The sequence below is a fragment of the Solibacillus sp. FSL K6-1781 genome (genome assembly GCF_038630735.1).
GTDB lineage: Bacteria > Bacillota > Bacilli > Bacillales_A > Planococcaceae > Solibacillus > Solibacillus silvestris.
This window is the reverse complement of sequence record NZ_CP152038.1, coordinates 3657695-3673589: the sequence shown is the minus strand read 5'-3', so window position 1 is coordinate 3673589 and position 15895 is coordinate 3657695. Positions and strand designations below refer to the sequence as shown.

Here is a 15895-nt window from a genome sequence, read left to right as displayed (position 1 = left end):
TACTCAAATTTCCTCTGTCGATAGGCGATGTATTCAAGCAAAACACTAAATCTACCCATATGATAAAAAGAAAATATTATTTATTGGGAGTGAAAGACATGTATAACAATGAAAAAGAGAGCAGTTATAATCAAGAATATTTTACAAGTTACAAAGAAGAAGGTCATTGCAAGGGGAATTGCAATAAGGATAAACATAAAGGCGCATGCGTAGAAGAAATTCTTGAGGCAATTTTAAAAGCACAAAGGAAAGCCGAGAATGATCATGACAAGAAATGTTCTTCATGCGATGAATCGTTTGAAGAACGATTAGAAGAGAAAGAACACAAAAAATTTAGTAAAAACACAATTCCGGTTATTCTGTATTGTGGGTGTGAACCATTTAAAGGTGAAGGCGTAACGGCTTGTCCGGCAGGAATGAAGGATAAAAAATTCATATGCATTACTAGTTTTATTTTCAAGGTCAGAGAAATAAAAGGCAATTGTGCGGAATTGGAACTTTTAACGTTTAAACCAAAAAGAGATCGGTGCAATAAGTTCATGAGCCCTTGTGAACAAATTAACCATCAATATGTTAGCGACTTAATGAAAACAGGAATCTGCATTACTGTAGACTTGTCCTGTTTCTGTGCAGTTACTACTTTACCAGCTGTACGACTATAGAAACGTGGTAGTGTTTTAATAATAGGTGAACTCTCCCCTAAAGTTCACCTATACAATTTACCCTCCAAAAACATCCAGAATATCATCGACTTCCTGTATATCTAAAAGAGTTGAGTTTGTTTTGACCTTTTTCGTTGGAATGCTTGCATATACATTATTTACTTGATGTCCCTGCAGCAATTGCTTGATTTCGACCAATGCCACTAAAATATCTTCATTTGGCTGGATTTTTTTAGCTGGATGAAAATATTCAGTAAGTGCTGATAATAATAAATGATTAAGTGTCTGATTTTCGGCATGGTATTCGATTTGTTTTAAGATTTCTATTGAAACCCCCACGGTTTCTCCGCTTTTAACATCGATAAAATGTGATGGAACTGTTAGTGCAGTCTTATTGAAATAGTCTGTATATAATTTAGACATATCCATCATCCTTAATTTCTCACAGAGATGAGGTTTTCAGTTTCTGTTTGAGCCTTAATTTGCTTCATTTTTGCTAGAATCATCAGACCATGAACGTTTAATTTCTCCATATTTTCGGGGAATGTCAATTGAATTGGACGACCTCTATCAGCCCATCGAACAGCAACTTCCTGTATTTGCTTCTGTGCTAGCTTGGCAGCACCTCCGACCGCAATATACCGTGTAGCTCCCTTGATTTCGCTAGAACTGCTTCTGACCCGATCAAAATGTTCCAAATACTTGATGGCCATTGATTTTAATTGTGGAACAATATATTTACTTATATCTTTTCTGACACCTGCAAAAGGCTCCACATACCATTCTGATTGTCCGGCAGCCAATTTTTCCTCTAATTCTGCACGAGAATCAAATTTATATAATTCATTTTTACTCACCTTTTGAATAATATTATCGAGGAATTGATTAATGCCAAATGTTTCTCCTTCTACAGAAGCAACTGGTTTATTATTCTTGATTCCGACAAAATCAACAGAATCCCCTCCTAAATCCCCAATAATAATCCCTTTCTGTGAATCCCTAACTAGCTCATCGTCTTTGATTCCCAGTGTCTCTTGATCTCGTGTTAATCCAAGGTAAGCACAGGCACCTTCCGCTCCGATAATGACATCTTCTACATACAATTTAACTGTTATTTCTTTCGGTTCTGTAACACCTGGTACTTTATGAAAAATCACGGTATGGGCCCCTGACAACCGTTGTCTAAACTTATCTTTCATTTCCTTATATTGAGTAGTTGGCAGTGATACCGCTAATTGATCAATGTGATAGTTTATTTCGGTTTCCTCAGGATTTATGCATATCGCATGAAATGCAGCTAAACCAAATAAGAGAATATAAGTGCGATCTTCCTCGACTTTTTGATTATTGAATCCGGTTAAACTTACATCACGTTGTTTAGTGGCTGCCTTTCCTATATAGAATATTTCCCTTTTATCGATGATGGCATGACTTTTGAGTTCAACAATCAGATTTTCTTCAAATTTGATATCTTCCTCATCATAAGGCTTTTCATGGAACTCCTCATCGTATAAAGAGATTGCATTTGGAATCTGATAATCCCGATAATATCCATCATCAGATGATAAAGCTTTATACCAGCTATTCCCACAATCTACCGCAAGAAGGTTTTTCCCTTCCATATTTCACTCACCTCTCATTTTTAATTGTATGCAGAACAATAGCCCACACGTGCCTGTACTTTTTAATTTCATGCTAAATATAACAATAGGTATTCGCCCAGAGGATGGGCATTTAGCCCGCATATGATGCACTAATTGATATTTAGGAGGGGCAAGATGTTCGAAGATAAAAAAAGTGATGTATGTAAAATCTCGTCAAATTTAAATGAGTGTGATAATAAACCTCATAAACCCCATGTAAGTATTGGGAAAATATATACAAAAGTTCCGGTAGTGTTAGCCGAACTCACGGTACAAGTAAATTTAGACGCATGTATTAAATTTCCTAAGCCTGTCTTGGAAATAAAAGATGTGAAAAAACAGATTAAAATAGTACAATGCAGATTGCTTCTGCCAACGAATAAATTATTTATAAAAGGGTTCGTGCGAAAAAATATTCAATATGCGAGCCCAATGACAGAACCCGATTGTAATATAAAAACCATTTCTTCCAGCATAAATTCCCTGACGGTTGATGTTCCTTTTAGTTGTGTAACGGAAATCAAACACTACTTGAGAAAACCTGTTCAACCTGCAACTAACAAACGGAGTGAGTTTGATTTCTTAATTTCGGAATCTTTGCCAAGCGGTTTTCCGGAAAAAGATGAATTTCTATCAAGCGATCTTTCTCAATTTCATCAAAATTCCACTCAATATTACAATGAATTACCATTTTGTGAGTTAGTTTCAAGTAATATTATTGAGTGGGATGAAGCGATCGATCGATCTCATTTGTCAAAGGATGCCCCTATTGGTGAAGGGGTTTTTACTCAACTTGAAGAAAAAATGGTTGTTGATATTACGTTAAAAGTACTTCAAAATCAACAAATTCGTGTATCTTCAACAACAAATGACGATTGTGATGACGATTGTGATGACTATTGTTAAGAATTTAATACTAGAGATTTTTAAAATATGACTGGTGAATGTTTACTAGAGTGAAAAGGAATCTTTAGCTTTTCGTAAGGAGGGGAAAGGAAGGGGTGCGTATAAGCATTCCTTCCAAAAGCGATGAATAATTTCCGGAATCAATATGTAGACCCCGACTCATTTCAAGGTAAAGTTTATGATTATTATAGAAATCCAACCAACCCAATTCACTTTGCTATAGATAATCAGGGAGGATTCGAACAGAAGGAAAATCAACAAAGTCGAAAAAAAAATGATTATGACAATACAAAAAAGCATTCCTTCTATATAAATAATCAATTTGGAAAAATAAACGATTCAAAACCAGTTATGTTTTCACCACCAAAGGTTGATTCGATAGAAAAGCCTTTGAATGAAAATACATCAGAAGAATTATCATTTAATATTGCTCCAGACAAAAACTCACATATAGAGAAAAAGAGCAGGAAAGAAGTAGTTTCAAATTTAATTAAGGAATTCTCTCATATGCTTGAGGCTAACAATTCCTTATCAACTCCGAGTGAAAATACATCCACAGCTGAAAATAACTTAGGTGAAGAATATACCAATAATCCAGATAATAAAAATGTTAATGAAGATCACGGCATTATGGAAGATAAATTCTTCACCATGTTTTCAGAGGTCGATGAATTGCAGAAAGAAATTCAAAACAGTAACACGAATGAAGCAGTTATGGATGCGTTGGATGAAAGTACTGACACGATAGATAATAAATTCTTAACGATGCTTTCCGAAAACGAAGAGTTGGATGAAGAAGAACAGCATTACGGTAACCTGAATCCAGAAGATAATGATGCGATTGATGAAAGTACAGATATGATGGTAAATAAATTCTTAACGATGCTTTCCGAAAGCGAGGAGTTGGAGGAAGAAGAGCAAGATAGTAACATGAATGAAGCAGATAATGATGCGTTGGATAAAAGTACCGATACGATGGCAGAAAAATTCTTAACGATGCTTTCAGAAAGCGATGAGTTGGAAGAAGAAAAGCAAGACGGTAACCTGAACAAAGAAGATAATGATGGGTTTGATGAGAATACCAACAAGATGGTAGAAAAATTCTTAACGATGCTTTCAGAAAGCGATGAGTTGGAAGAAGAAAAGCAAGACGGTAACCTGAACAAAGAAGATAATGATGGGTTTGATGAGAATACCAACAAGATGGTAGAACAATTCTTAACGATGCTTTCAGAAAGCGATGAGTCGCAGGAAGAGAAGCAAGATAGTAACACGAATGAAATAGAAATTGATGCGTTGGATGAAAATACTGACATTTTGGAAAAAAATTTTTCCTCGGTATTTTCAGAAAGCGATGAATTACTGGAAGAAAAGCAAGATAGTTCATTTACAAACTTTGATGACACAAAATGTGAAGATGATAATATTAACAAAAATAACCCATATAACATAGCGTGTTTTAAGAAAATAGACGATGAGCAGCTTTACCGGAAAAGCACTCATATTACCGATTTTATCGGAAAGAAAAAAACAACAACTGTCAAGCTGCCGGTATTGCTGGCGGAATTAGAAACAGATGTAGATATTGTTGAATCAACTGATCTGTTAATGCCGCTTGATAATATATTGAAAGTTGAATGGTCCGTTCAATCGCTTGATTGTAAAGTTGTATTACCTTCAAAGACAGTTTTTCTAAAAGGGGAATTCATCGCAGAAATTGAATTTAGTAACAAAAAATTGGAAAATGAAATCCATTCATTGAAAATCACTATTCCATGGAAAAAGACAGAAAATATTCACTGGCTATCCGTACCTGATCTTCCTGCTAGTAATCAAAAAGAATTTATGTTCCAATTTCAACAGGAACATGATTCCAATTACCACTATGAAGCTTATCAAAAGTTTGCAGAACCCATTCAAAGTCAATTAAAGCAAGTCCATTTTGTATGGAATCAAGAATTAAATCCAAAGGAAAAACAGCTGCAAGTTAATGGTGTCGCGCAATTGTCTATTCATTTGATGCAGGACCAATTTATTGAACTGGATTGCTACTCGAAATAATCATAGAGTAGCATTTTTTTTGGAATAAGAAGGACATGCTTTTCTGCCATACTGGAAATATATTTTTAAATAATGAATGGAAAATTGAAAATTCATTTCTTTATTTGCATAAAAATGTTTTACAAAATTGATTCATATGACTATTTTACTAGCCCATGACATAAAATCATCTATTCATATGTTAGGAATGTAGAGTGAAACTTTGACTCTAACAAAAAAGAAAGAGGGTTTTAGATAATGGATCAAAATTATCCAATGAATGATGGCCACTCAATGAATGATGGCTATGGAAAGCAAGCTAAAAATTGTAAACCAGGGGAGGATCATGGGGTAAAATCACATCAGCAAATTCCTGTTTCTGATTCAGCTGTTACTCTAGTGGGATCTCCACTTTTAACTCCTTTTTTTAAAATTCCAGTAGTAATTGCAGAAAGAACGCTTCAAATTGTCGTTGAGTCAGATATTTCCCTTTATCCGCCAGCTACTGAGATCAAACGAGTTAAAAAACATGTATTTTTAGATCAAGTAAAACTAGTACCAGTAGCGCCATTCGTACGAATTCCTGGCACTGACTATTTCACAGCAAGAAGAGCAAAATTATTTGTATCAGGACATATTCGTAAAAATATTGAATACGCTTCTGCAGATTACAATGCACCACTTCAAGACCGTATTGCAAATGTTAAGTTTTCAGGATTTGCCGAATTAAATGCTGCAACAGGGGATTTCTTCAACTTCCCAATTATCGGTATCTCTGAAAATGCAGAAGCTAACTTCGTTAACGAAAAAACTCAAATGGACGCTCGTTTGGATAAATACTTCTTCCAAAACCTTGTGAAATACAATGAGCAGCCATATGGTGAATTAGTTGCTGCCAACTTCTATGAACTTGATTTTTCACCGAACTCCACATACCATGATGGATCTTTCCACACTTTACGTGAAAAAATTGTGTTAGACCTTACTTTAAAAGTATTACAAATTCAACAAGTTACAATAGCTGCAGGAGCAACTGCACAAGTTCCTCTACTTTTTGCTTTGACTCCTCCTCCTACTGTAGCTGGTGCTGAAGATACTACAACAACAGAAGAGTAAAAGTAAGCTGGTTTGTTCAGTAGATATTTAGAGAACAAACCTTTTCAAGATGCCACCCTATTTAAAATAGGGTGGTTTTTATTTTTCCATTAAAAGTATGGATATTGACAAATTTTATTGGAAAGAGGGTTTTGCGAAATGACGCAACCACTTAATCTAACGAATGTAAATTTCCTTTTATATATTTCGCCCGTGCTTCAATAAAATTCAATATATACTCTGGTTCCTTATCAAATAAATCAATCTCATCTTTTTTGTATGGATCTTTCTGAACATATGGTCTTATTAAATCATGCATTCCTTGTATTTTCGGCTTCAAATAGTCTACATTAAATTGATTGTTCATAATACCTTTTAACATATTTTTATATTGTCGCCGAAAATTTTCTACATCGAGAATTCTTGCGGTAAGCGTATTAAATCCTTCGATACGTAAATAATTTTCCTCCATCACTTTTCCGTTTACATCTCTTCCCCATGTTGCATCGTAATCCCACGGGATAATTTCGTATAGTCTGGTTTCGCTATTCTGGTATAAAGCATAATTATGAACAAAACCATCAAAATTTTGGGTGAAAATAACGCCAGCTAACCACCTGAGATATTGATCAACATTGATATATTTCATAATTTCATTCTCAAATTTAGCTTTTGAAATGGTATTAATTTTTATAATCATATTTTGCAAATATAATTCATCTTGTGCTTCCCCATATTTTAATTCGTAGCCAACATTAAGTGATTTTTTTACATCTTTATCAAGATCACTCATTAAAGAAAAATTAGCATCGCCATCAACCGCATAGAATATTGGCCCTTGTGGTAGTTGTCGATCCTTAAGGAAATTCTCATCCACTGATTCTAGTTCTAAATAAAGCCCCTCATTTTTCCCATTCAATTTAATATTTACAAACTGAGACTTTGGTGATAAACAACCTATTTCATTAAAAAAATCGAGCGATAGTTTATTTCTTAATAGAGAAGGATCTTTATATTCTGCGTTGATATGAATTTCTTTGGCATTTCTATACGTACTTGGTTTTTTAAATGTAATATGATAAGACTTTTTTTGAAAGTCCCGAATATGAGAGCCACGATAGGCGATATCAATATCATACTTTCTTTTGTTAACCGTTAGCTTTGCAGAGATCGGGTCGTCACACCAGATGTCTTTCCGAAGTTCACTTAAATCTAAAGGGTGAATAAAAAGCTGATATTCAGGTATTGTTCTGCTGTCATTCACGCGAATTCTTTCCTTTCATAATTAAATTCACATAAACCAAAAAAATAAGGCTCGACAAAAAGATATAGAGTTTATATTTTACTTTCTAAACCTATGCGATTGACTCTGAAACCTTTAGGTCAAACTCATATATTACAATTAGGGAAAGAAAAGTGCAGAGATATAAGTTATATCGGATAAAGGAATTCACCTTCTTTCCTAAAAAAGATGAAAGGAGGTTTGAATATGTCACTTATCCAGAATGCAGTAAATATGGCGAATAACTTAGGTTTAAATCACTTCATGTACCAAGACCCTATTGGTAATGAACGTCACACGAGCGGGGAACATGGAACTTCACGAAATAAGCGGTGTACGAGCGGGGAACGTCGAACGTCCCGAAAATGCGGGCGCAGCACTTGCGGGAAACGCCGAACATCCCGAAAATGCGGGTGCAGCATGTGCGGGAAACGCCGAACGTCCCGAAAATGCGGGTGCAGCACGTGCGGGAAACGCCGAACGTCCCGAAAATGCGGGTGCAGCATGTGCGGGAAACGCCGAACGTCCCGAAAATGCGGGTGCAGCATGTGCGGGAAACGCCGAACGTCCCGAAAATGCGGATGCAGCACGTGCGGGAAACGCCGAACGTCGCGAAAATGCGGGTGCAGCATGTGCGGGAAACGCCGAACGTCCCGAAAATGCCGGCGCATGAGCAGCAACTCCTACTATGATGACTTCTTGTATTGAAAACTTCAGGTTATTATCGCTATCTGAAGAATGTGTCACTTAATGTTATTCTATAGGCTATCGATTACGACTAAATATCAAGTTAACTAGTTCATATTAGTTAACTTGATATATCCTCCCAATTTAGATATCCAGGATGAAAGGCTAACCAAAGTTCGAGAAGTACCTAATTTTATTTTATGTTTGAATATTTAATATTTTCTGTAACGTTATTTCCTACATAAAGATTTCCTGCTTGGGTTGCAATACTTGAAAGGATAAAATTGAATCGTTACAGTCTGAGTGTGATGGCAATAAATGTATTGACAAGGTTCAAGGTAATCACCGTTGGCAAAGTTATTTCCTGGAACCTTGCATAATTTTGAACGAGCATTTCCACTTTATTTAATAGTTGAACGGACATTTAAATCGGTAAAAAAATTGCATTACAATTGCTGATGCGATCACATCGGACATAGCCAATGCCTCAGCTTCAATTTCATCAAACACTTCAATATCCGTTTGATAGTCTTTTTGAATCATTGTCACGGCTTCTTTTTTAGTTAACTCTAAATGCTTATAGAACATTTCCTGCAGTGCATCTTTGGATAAGTATGGATTTAGATAGCTTAAAAATAAAACAATATTATCCGCATTTTTATACCATTCTTTTTCTTTAGTATTCACTGTATTTGTATCTCCTTTGATAGCTGCTGTTACAAGTTCCGCAGCAATGACTAGGTGATCTTGAATAAGCTTAGCGTAGTAATCTGCAATTTGGTCGCCATAAAATGGGCGCAGACAATTGCCTAAGTCATTTGCGTTTTGCAGGAGGCGCTTTTGTACAAATGGTAAATCAGGCAATTGGAACACGATGCTAATAATCGTCATCCGCGTCCAGTTAACATGTTCCATCCAAAGTAATCGATTCATTGCCATATAATCGGCCTCTGTTTTACTTATACAACGCTGATCAAGATTGCTCTGTTGCCGAGTTAAAAAATGCCGAAGTGGTGCAGTATATTGGGAAAAGGGTTGCGCGTAGGAAGCACTAAGTGGATAGGTAAAACCATTTGTATAATTAGGATACACTCATACCATTCCTCTCTACTTTTCATTCAATTGTAAAATTAAATTGGGCTCTTTTCTTAGCATACTCATACGTATCGAAGTTTGTGAAAGTGTTCGAGAGGATTTCATGTTAGATTCATTTTTTGGCTATAAATATTTAGTACAATAAAGGGTATAAATAATATAAGAGAAGGAGCATCATACGATGAAAGATTATGGAACACTACATGAATTAAACGGCCGCTATATTTTAAAATTTGAACGATTTTTTTCTGTCATTCCGGAAGATGTTTTCTCTATTTTGACAAGTCCTGAACACTTTATGCAGTGGTATCCTTTCGCAACAGGGGAAATGGATGTCAAACTTGGTGGTCAGATTGCTTTTGATGATGGTGTAGGGACAACATATACAGCAACAATTACAGAACTGGAAAAGCCATATTTGTTTAGTTTCCGTGAAGTTGATGATTTGATAAATATTTCATTGGAAGAAGATAATCGAGGATGTAAAATGAAATTTATTCATACTTTCGATGATGCTTCATGGGCGGTGAATACCGCGGCAGGATGGCATCAATGTCTTGATGTATTCAGCCAAATCGTTAATGGGGAAGCGACAAATTGGCAAGATAACGCAGCGGAATTGGGTGAAATTTACAGCAAAGCTTTTAGTTAAACAATGGGATAGAAATTTGCTTTCCACACACACTGTTAGTGGAGGTGAGTTGGAATGGGTAACAATAAACATAAAAATAATAAAACTCAGGATAACAAAAAACAGCAAAACCAAAATCAAAATGCTAACAGACCGCGAGCAAACAGAGAAGAATTTGCTCAGGAAGTAAACTTTAATCAAAATCAGAACCAAAACCAAAATCGTAATAAAAACCAAAAACAGAATAAGAAGGATTGTTAAGTTTTATAAGAAAAGCCCCGATACTCATTAAATTGTGGTATCGGGGTTCTCTAATTTCTTATAGCTTAAATTTAGAAACCGACTCAGTTAATTTTTCAACCTGGTTATTTAAATGAGTAGCATGCATCGTTACTTCAGAAGTAGCAGACGTTTGTTCTTCGATTGAACTTGCAATTTCTTGAGTTTCTGCTGTAACTTCTGTTGTCATTTCATTAACAACTGCTATTGAAGATACAACGACATTTTTTTGCTGTTGCATTGTTGATACATTTTCCATCGTGTTTGAAATTGATACTTTCATATTTTCCAATGTATCGGACAGCTGTTTAATAGCATTATCTACAGTATTAACGGCTGACTTCTGATCTTCGCTAATCTCATTTGTTTGCTCCATTACTTGAACGAGTTGTTCGGTATCCTCTAAAATACTTAAAATAATTTGCTGAATATTAGTTGTTGCTGCTTTTGAACTTTCTGCTAAGCTTCTTACTTCATCTGCTACAACCGCAAATCCTTTTCCATGTTCACCTGCTCGAGCAGCTTCAATTGAAGCATTAAGTGCAAGTAAATTTGTTTGTTCGGTAATTTGAGCAATTACATCCGTTACTTTTGAAATGGATTTCGTTTTTCCATCTAACTGTCCAGTTACGACCGTTACTTCATTGAACGCTCGCTCTAAATTCGCATAGGATGTTTCCAATTGTTGAACCTTATCAATACTCGTATGCACTTCAACCAATGCTTCGTCTGCATCTTTTACCATTTGCTGAGTTTTTATTTCTATAGATTCTATACCATCGGCCAATACATGAATAGCTGTAGAACCATCATGCATTTTTTCTGCTTGTGTGCTTGTATTTATAGCAATTTCTTCGATACTGTTTGAGACATTATTTAACGCTTGATCATTTTCCTTCGCAATAATCGCTAAACTGTTTGAAGAATGTTGGATTTCTATTGAATTTTCATTTACTTGATTAATTAAATTACGGACCTCATCAAGCATTTTGTTGTAGTGATTTGCCAAGTCTGCAATTTCATCATTTGATTTTGTTTCAAAACGTGAAATAAAGTCGCCACTTGCTGTTTTTTCGAATACTTTTTTAAAGTTATTAAAAATTCCTACTAATTTACGTGCCATCAAATAGGCGATTAAACACCCTATTATTAAACCGATTGCTAATGATATCCAACCTGCAATTGTAAAATCTTTTAACTGTTGTGCATAACTGTCAGCATCTACCAAAGAAACAATTTGCCAATTATTTTTCTCGATTACCTGAACTTCACCTGTATAATTCACTTCATTCCATTCAAACTGTTCAATTTTATTGCTTCCATTTTTGGCATCGGAGAGCCATTTAAACTCTGCTTCTAATTTGGCAGTATCTAATAAATCCGTAACCCCTTCAATCTTGCCGGAATTATCCGCAATAATATTTTTCCCGTCCCCATCTTCAATAAATGAAGATATAATCAATCCATTTGGATCGACAATCATTAATTTTGAAGATGATTTGGCTTCAATTCCTTCACGAATTGTACCAATTGTTGAGAAATCAATATCATAGCCGACCGCACCAACAAGTTCATCGTTTTTAAATACCGGGGCGATAACAGAAGTCATCAGCTTGTTTACGCCAGTATCCAAATAGACGTCCATCCATTGTAGGTTGGGGTTTGCGTTCAATTTCGCGAATGTTTGAGAATCACGTACATCCCATTCATAATCGATTTGAGGTGTGACATGTAATTTTCCGGTATTAAAGTCCATGTAATATACGGATAAATAATTTTTATTATTCTCTTTCAATGTTCTGGTAATTTTATCGATTTGTAAATAATCCACTTGTTCATTTTGTAAAATCGTTTCGATAACCTGACCGAACTGCAGAAGATTTGTTTCATAATTTTCTAAGCCTAATGACACTTGATCAACAGCATTTTTTGCATTATTAGAAGAAGTTTGCTCATTTTCTTCCGTTAAAATATTTCGTACTGTCCACTGACTAAAAATAACTGTGATGACGACTGCTAAAATAACAGCGAGTGAAATGAACATCATCCACTTAGTTTTTATAGTTAAATTACTGAATATATTCATGTTTTACATCTACCTTTTACCTATGTATTTACTTTCATTCCCAAAACGAGGGGTTTGAAGACGAATTAAGGATATATTATAACAGGACTTTTGTCTATTGATTTTTCAGTAAATTATAATATATATTTAAAAGTTATAATTTTTTGATTTATTTCACTATTCATTAAATGTTTTATAAAAAATTTTTTACTAAAGGATACTTCTGGTTTTTTGGTTCAAAATATCCAAGATAGGGCATAAAGAATTATTGATGTTTTTTCTATATAAATACTGGGAATTTAATGAAATTAGAAACAAATTAAGTGGGTGAAAAAAAGTGGATGTATTGGATTGTATTATTATCGGCGGCGGACCGGCAGGATTAAGTGCGAGTTTAGTTTTAGGTAGAGCTAGGAGAGAGATTGTATTATTCGATGATAAAATGAATCGCAATCGCGTGACAGATGAGGCCCGTGGATTTATTACACGGGATCGGACCAATCCACAGGAGTTCAGAGAAATGGGATTGCAAGAATTGGATAACTATCCATCGGTATCCTACGTGAATGCAACCGTTACTGAAATAATTAAGGACACAGATAATGAAAGATTTACTGTCAAAGCATCTAACAAGCAGGAATATGTGACAGAAAAAATTATATTGGCTACAGGAATTCAAGAGGTTTTTTTCATACCGAGCATAAGAAACTATTATGGGAAAAGTTTATTTAGCTGCCCTTACTGCGATGGTTGGGAACAGCGGGATAAACCTTTAGTTGTGATCGCGGAAAAAGAAGATCATGTAATGCATTTAACGAAACTAATTTATAACTGGTCAAAAGATTTAGTTGTTCTAACGAATGGCCTTAAACTATCGAAAGAGGCGGCGTCACAGTTAGAAAGACGAAAGATCAAAATAATAGAGGATCGAATAAAAACTTTAATTGGTAATGACGGCTATTTAGAAAAAATAGAACTTGAGTCAGGAGAAACAGTAAAGCGTTCATATGGTTTTGTAGCGCCGACCTATTACCGTCCTAATAAACTAGTGGAAATGTTAGGATGTGAAATACATGAAAATGGAAAAGTTATAACAGATGGTGTTGGCAGAACATCTGAAAAAAATGTTTATATTGCGGGAGAAACCGAAACAGCCCGACCGTCTTCATTAATGATTTCGGCTGCCAGAGGAAATAAAGCGGCAGTTTCTGTAAATGTTGATCTTACTGAGGAACGTTTTTAAATTGGAAGTAGAACAAAAAATTATGAGTACTAAAATTACAAAACGAATTTTTGAAAAAGAATTCGTTTTTTTCTATTGAGCATGTCATAACAGGTACTGCTAATCTAACTCTTACATATAAATATAGTAGAGGTTCAATTCATCTATAAGTAAGTTTATATTACAGTAATAACTATAGATAAAAATAATAAGTACGCAGAAATGGCTGCGTAAAGTGGAAGGTGTATACGATGAGAAAGATTATTTTATCAACTGACAGTGGAGCAGATTTACCGAAAGAACTCGTTGAAAAATATCAAATTCAAGTAGCTCCCATGCACATCATTATGGATGGAAAAGATTATTTGGACGGAGAGCTATCTGTAGAAGAAGTTTTTGAATATTATAATCGCACTAAGAAAATCCCATCTACTGCAGCAACTAATGTACAGGAGTATCATGATTTTTTTTCAAAAATCAGATCGGATTTTCCGGATAGTCTCATTATTCACATTGGTTGTACATCAAAAGCATCCGTCACTTTTCAAAGTGCGGTCATTGCTGCAAAAGAATTTGACGACCTTTTCCTTGTTGATTCATTAAATATAACAGGGGGATTAGCTGTAATCGTCATGTATGCGGCCGTTTTGCTTGAACATGAACCTTCCATTGACCATAATCGTTTAATAGAGAAAATAGAATCCTTTGTTCCGAAAACAAGGCTTGCGATTCTTCCAGGCAGTCTCGACTTTTTGAAAGCGGGTGGAAGGGTAAGTAATCTAGTTTATCTTGGTGGAGCATTGTTGAAAATAAAGCCTTGTATTGAATTAAAGGATGGAAAACTTGTTTCAATAAGAAACTACCGAGGGAAGATGTGTATTGTAGCAGAAAAGTTTATGCGGGATTTTTTAAGTGAATATAATATTGATAGAAAACTGCTATTTTTGATTTACTCTATTGGACTTGATGAAAGTATTAAAAATCGGATGGTTGAAATTGCAAGAGGGAAAGGATTCGAAAATGTGAAATGGATGCAAGCCGGAGCGGGAATATCTACGCATGCTGGTCCAGGCGGGTTTGGGGTTGCCGGATTAGAACGTTAGCATACGGTAGTAAATGTTTCGATTGTTGAGGGGTAGATACAGTATGGATAAAATTGTATGGTTATCAGCACTAACTTATTTTCTTTTAATCGCTTTACTTATTTTCAGCTATTATATAAGTAAAGGACTTTCCAGAATGATTGTCAGCTTCATCGGTATTGCAGCGCTTGTATTATTAACGTGGACATTGATCGATAATAAGATAATGGATTATCAGGATGCGAATATCGGGTTGGGATTAGTATTTTTTTTAGTATGGATTATCGCTATTTTTATGTTTTTATTTGCGCTTATTATGTTATTTCGTTCAAAAAGACAGGGTTAGTCCGAATATCAAAAGAACGAATCTTCCAGTGGATTCGTTCTTTTGTTTTGAACTATAAACTTATAGTAATGATTTATGCTGGAAAGGGCATTTTCCTTGAATTGGCACTATGTCATCACCGATAAAGGATTGTTTCCATTCGTTATGTGTCGGATCTCCGAAGTGTCCGATATCAGGATGCTTCGGAAGCTGATCCCAAACTTCCACACGCTTCCGCACTTTCTCCCTCGACATAATCCCGCCTTTTTCAGTACCCTCTAAACCTTGGAATATTTTACGGGGCTGAAATCCAAGTACCATTGCATTTCCTAAATGGCGGGTTTTGCGCTTCTTATATGCAGGAGCATTTCCAAACACAAAGATCGGCTCTCCAGCGAAATGAAAATCCCACAAGTAATGATCCGGATCACGAGGCCTGTTTTCCGGCCATTCTACTTTATCGACCGTATGCAGGTACTGAAGGATATCCCAAAACTGTTTGCGGTAATCATCTAGAGCACCTTCTTGTTCAAAAGGCTCCACAAAAACAAAGAGACCGTGTCTTTTATAATTGGGCTGTTTAAACAAATCTAAAAAACCTTCAACTGCTTGAGGCAGATTACTCCAGTCGTCCTGTGTAATATATGCATAACGGAGTTCGCCTTTTAGTTCGCCGCTCATCCCAAAAAAGCATGGGAATGTTTTATCCGTTACTGTATTATGAAAAGTTTCATATTCGCTATACAGCCAACTTGGCAAGTCTGTTCGATTGTGAAAATCCTCTTTTGTTAATAGTGCCTGCCCTTTCGTAATCATATAATCTCCTCCATTGATGTTCTTCGCCTAATTTTAATTTTTATTGCTAGTCCATACCCCAACGG

Annotated in this window: 16 protein-coding genes; 10 read left to right on the top strand and 6 right to left on the bottom strand. The window is 35.4% G+C overall.

The annotated features are described in order from the left end of the window. Positions 1 to 98 precede the first annotated feature (98 nt). A complete protein-coding gene (locus tag MHH37_RS18685) occupies positions 99 to 662 on the top strand; it encodes a CotY/CotZ family spore coat protein (protein WP_342574213.1) in 564 nt (187 codons plus the stop codon). Positions 663 to 719: 57 nt separating this feature from the next. Here MHH37_RS18685 and MHH37_RS18680 read toward each other — a convergent pair whose 3' ends face one another. Further along, the gene (locus MHH37_RS18680) at positions 720 to 1085 is read right to left on the bottom strand and encodes a dehydrogenase (protein ID WP_342574211.1); all 366 of its coding nucleotides are present in this window, start codon (positions 1083 to 1085) and stop codon (positions 720 to 722) included. Between the two features lie 11 nt (positions 1086 to 1096). Beyond that, positions 1097 to 2284, bottom strand: coding sequence for a ParM/StbA family protein (locus MHH37_RS18675; protein WP_342574209.1), 1188 nt, complete (start codon positions 2282 to 2284; stop codon positions 1097 to 1099). A gap of 156 nt (positions 2285 to 2440) precedes the next feature. On the opposite strand from MHH37_RS18675, the gene MHH37_RS18670 reads away from it, so the two are divergent. The 3 genes from MHH37_RS18670 to MHH37_RS18660 all read left to right on the top strand — a co-directional run bounded on the left by MHH37_RS18670 (position 2441) and on the right by MHH37_RS18660 (position 6367). Continuing rightward, entirely contained in the window at positions 2441 to 3211 is a 771-nt protein-coding gene (locus MHH37_RS18670) for a CsxC family protein (protein WP_342574207.1), read from the top strand. Between the two features lie 390 nt (positions 3212 to 3601). Next, a complete protein-coding gene (locus tag MHH37_RS18665) occupies positions 3602 to 5272 on the top strand; it encodes a hypothetical protein (RefSeq protein ID WP_342574205.1) in 1671 nt (556 codons plus the stop codon). Positions 5273 to 5545: 273 nt separating this feature from the next. Then, on the top strand, positions 5546 to 6367 hold the full coding sequence (locus tag MHH37_RS18660) for a CsxC family protein (RefSeq protein ID WP_087617532.1): 822 nt from the start codon (positions 5546 to 5548) through the stop codon (positions 6365 to 6367). A 151-nt stretch (positions 6368 to 6518) separates the two neighbouring features. Here MHH37_RS18660 and MHH37_RS18655 read toward each other — a convergent pair whose 3' ends face one another. Beyond that, complete coding sequence (locus tag MHH37_RS18655; protein ID WP_342574203.1) at positions 6519 to 7610, bottom strand: CotH kinase family protein; 1092 nt, start codon at positions 7608 to 7610, stop codon at positions 6519 to 6521. Positions 7611 to 7938: 328 nt separating this feature from the next. Between MHH37_RS18655 and MHH37_RS18650 the strand changes: the two genes are divergently transcribed. Continuing rightward, a complete protein-coding gene (locus MHH37_RS18650; RefSeq protein ID WP_342574202.1) occupies positions 7939 to 8301 on the top strand; it encodes a hypothetical protein in 363 nt (120 codons plus the stop codon). Positions 8302 to 8720: 419 nt separating this feature from the next. On the opposite strand, the gene MHH37_RS18645 is transcribed toward MHH37_RS18650, so the two are convergent. Next, a complete protein-coding gene (locus MHH37_RS18645; protein ID WP_342574200.1) occupies positions 8721 to 9254 on the bottom strand; it encodes a hypothetical protein in 534 nt (177 codons plus the stop codon). A 337-nt stretch (positions 9255 to 9591) separates the two neighbouring features. On the opposite strand from MHH37_RS18645, the gene MHH37_RS18640 reads away from it, so the two are divergent. Together MHH37_RS18640 and MHH37_RS18635 are read left to right on the top strand one after the other, a co-directional pair. After that, positions 9592 to 10062, top strand: a complete 471-nt coding sequence (locus MHH37_RS18640) for an SRPBCC domain-containing protein (protein ID WP_342574198.1) — start codon at positions 9592 to 9594, stop codon at positions 10060 to 10062. A gap of 54 nt (positions 10063 to 10116) precedes the next feature. Further along, positions 10117 to 10302 carry a hypothetical protein gene (locus tag MHH37_RS18635; RefSeq protein ID WP_087617475.1) on the top strand — a complete coding sequence of 62 codons (186 nt, stop codon included), beginning with the start codon at positions 10117 to 10119 and terminating at the stop codon, positions 10300 to 10302. Positions 10303 to 10360: 58 nt separating this feature from the next. Here MHH37_RS18635 and MHH37_RS18630 read toward each other — a convergent pair whose 3' ends face one another. Continuing rightward, complete coding sequence (locus MHH37_RS18630) at positions 10361 to 12406, bottom strand: methyl-accepting chemotaxis protein (RefSeq protein ID WP_342574197.1); 2046 nt, start codon at positions 12404 to 12406, stop codon at positions 10361 to 10363. 316 nt (positions 12407 to 12722) lie between these two features. On the opposite strand from MHH37_RS18630, the gene MHH37_RS18625 reads away from it, so the two are divergent. The 3 genes from MHH37_RS18625 (at position 12723) to MHH37_RS18615 (ending at position 15035) form a co-directional block, all read left to right on the top strand. Next, positions 12723 to 13628, top strand: a complete 906-nt coding sequence (locus MHH37_RS18625; protein WP_342574196.1) for an NAD(P)/FAD-dependent oxidoreductase — start codon at positions 12723 to 12725, stop codon at positions 13626 to 13628. 230 nt (positions 13629 to 13858) lie between these two features. After that, a complete protein-coding gene (locus MHH37_RS18620; RefSeq protein WP_342574194.1) occupies positions 13859 to 14710 on the top strand; it encodes a DegV family protein in 852 nt (283 codons plus the stop codon). Between the two features lie 43 nt (positions 14711 to 14753). Beyond that, complete coding sequence (locus MHH37_RS18615; RefSeq protein ID WP_342574192.1) at positions 14754 to 15035, top strand: potassium transporter Kef; 282 nt, start codon at positions 14754 to 14756, stop codon at positions 15033 to 15035. Positions 15036 to 15095: 60 nt separating this feature from the next. Here MHH37_RS18615 and MHH37_RS18610 read toward each other — a convergent pair whose 3' ends face one another. After that, the gene (locus MHH37_RS18610) at positions 15096 to 15830 is read right to left on the bottom strand and encodes a YqcI/YcgG family protein (RefSeq protein ID WP_342574191.1); all 735 of its coding nucleotides are present in this window, start codon (positions 15828 to 15830) and stop codon (positions 15096 to 15098) included. Between the last annotated feature and the right edge of the window lie 65 nt (positions 15831 to 15895).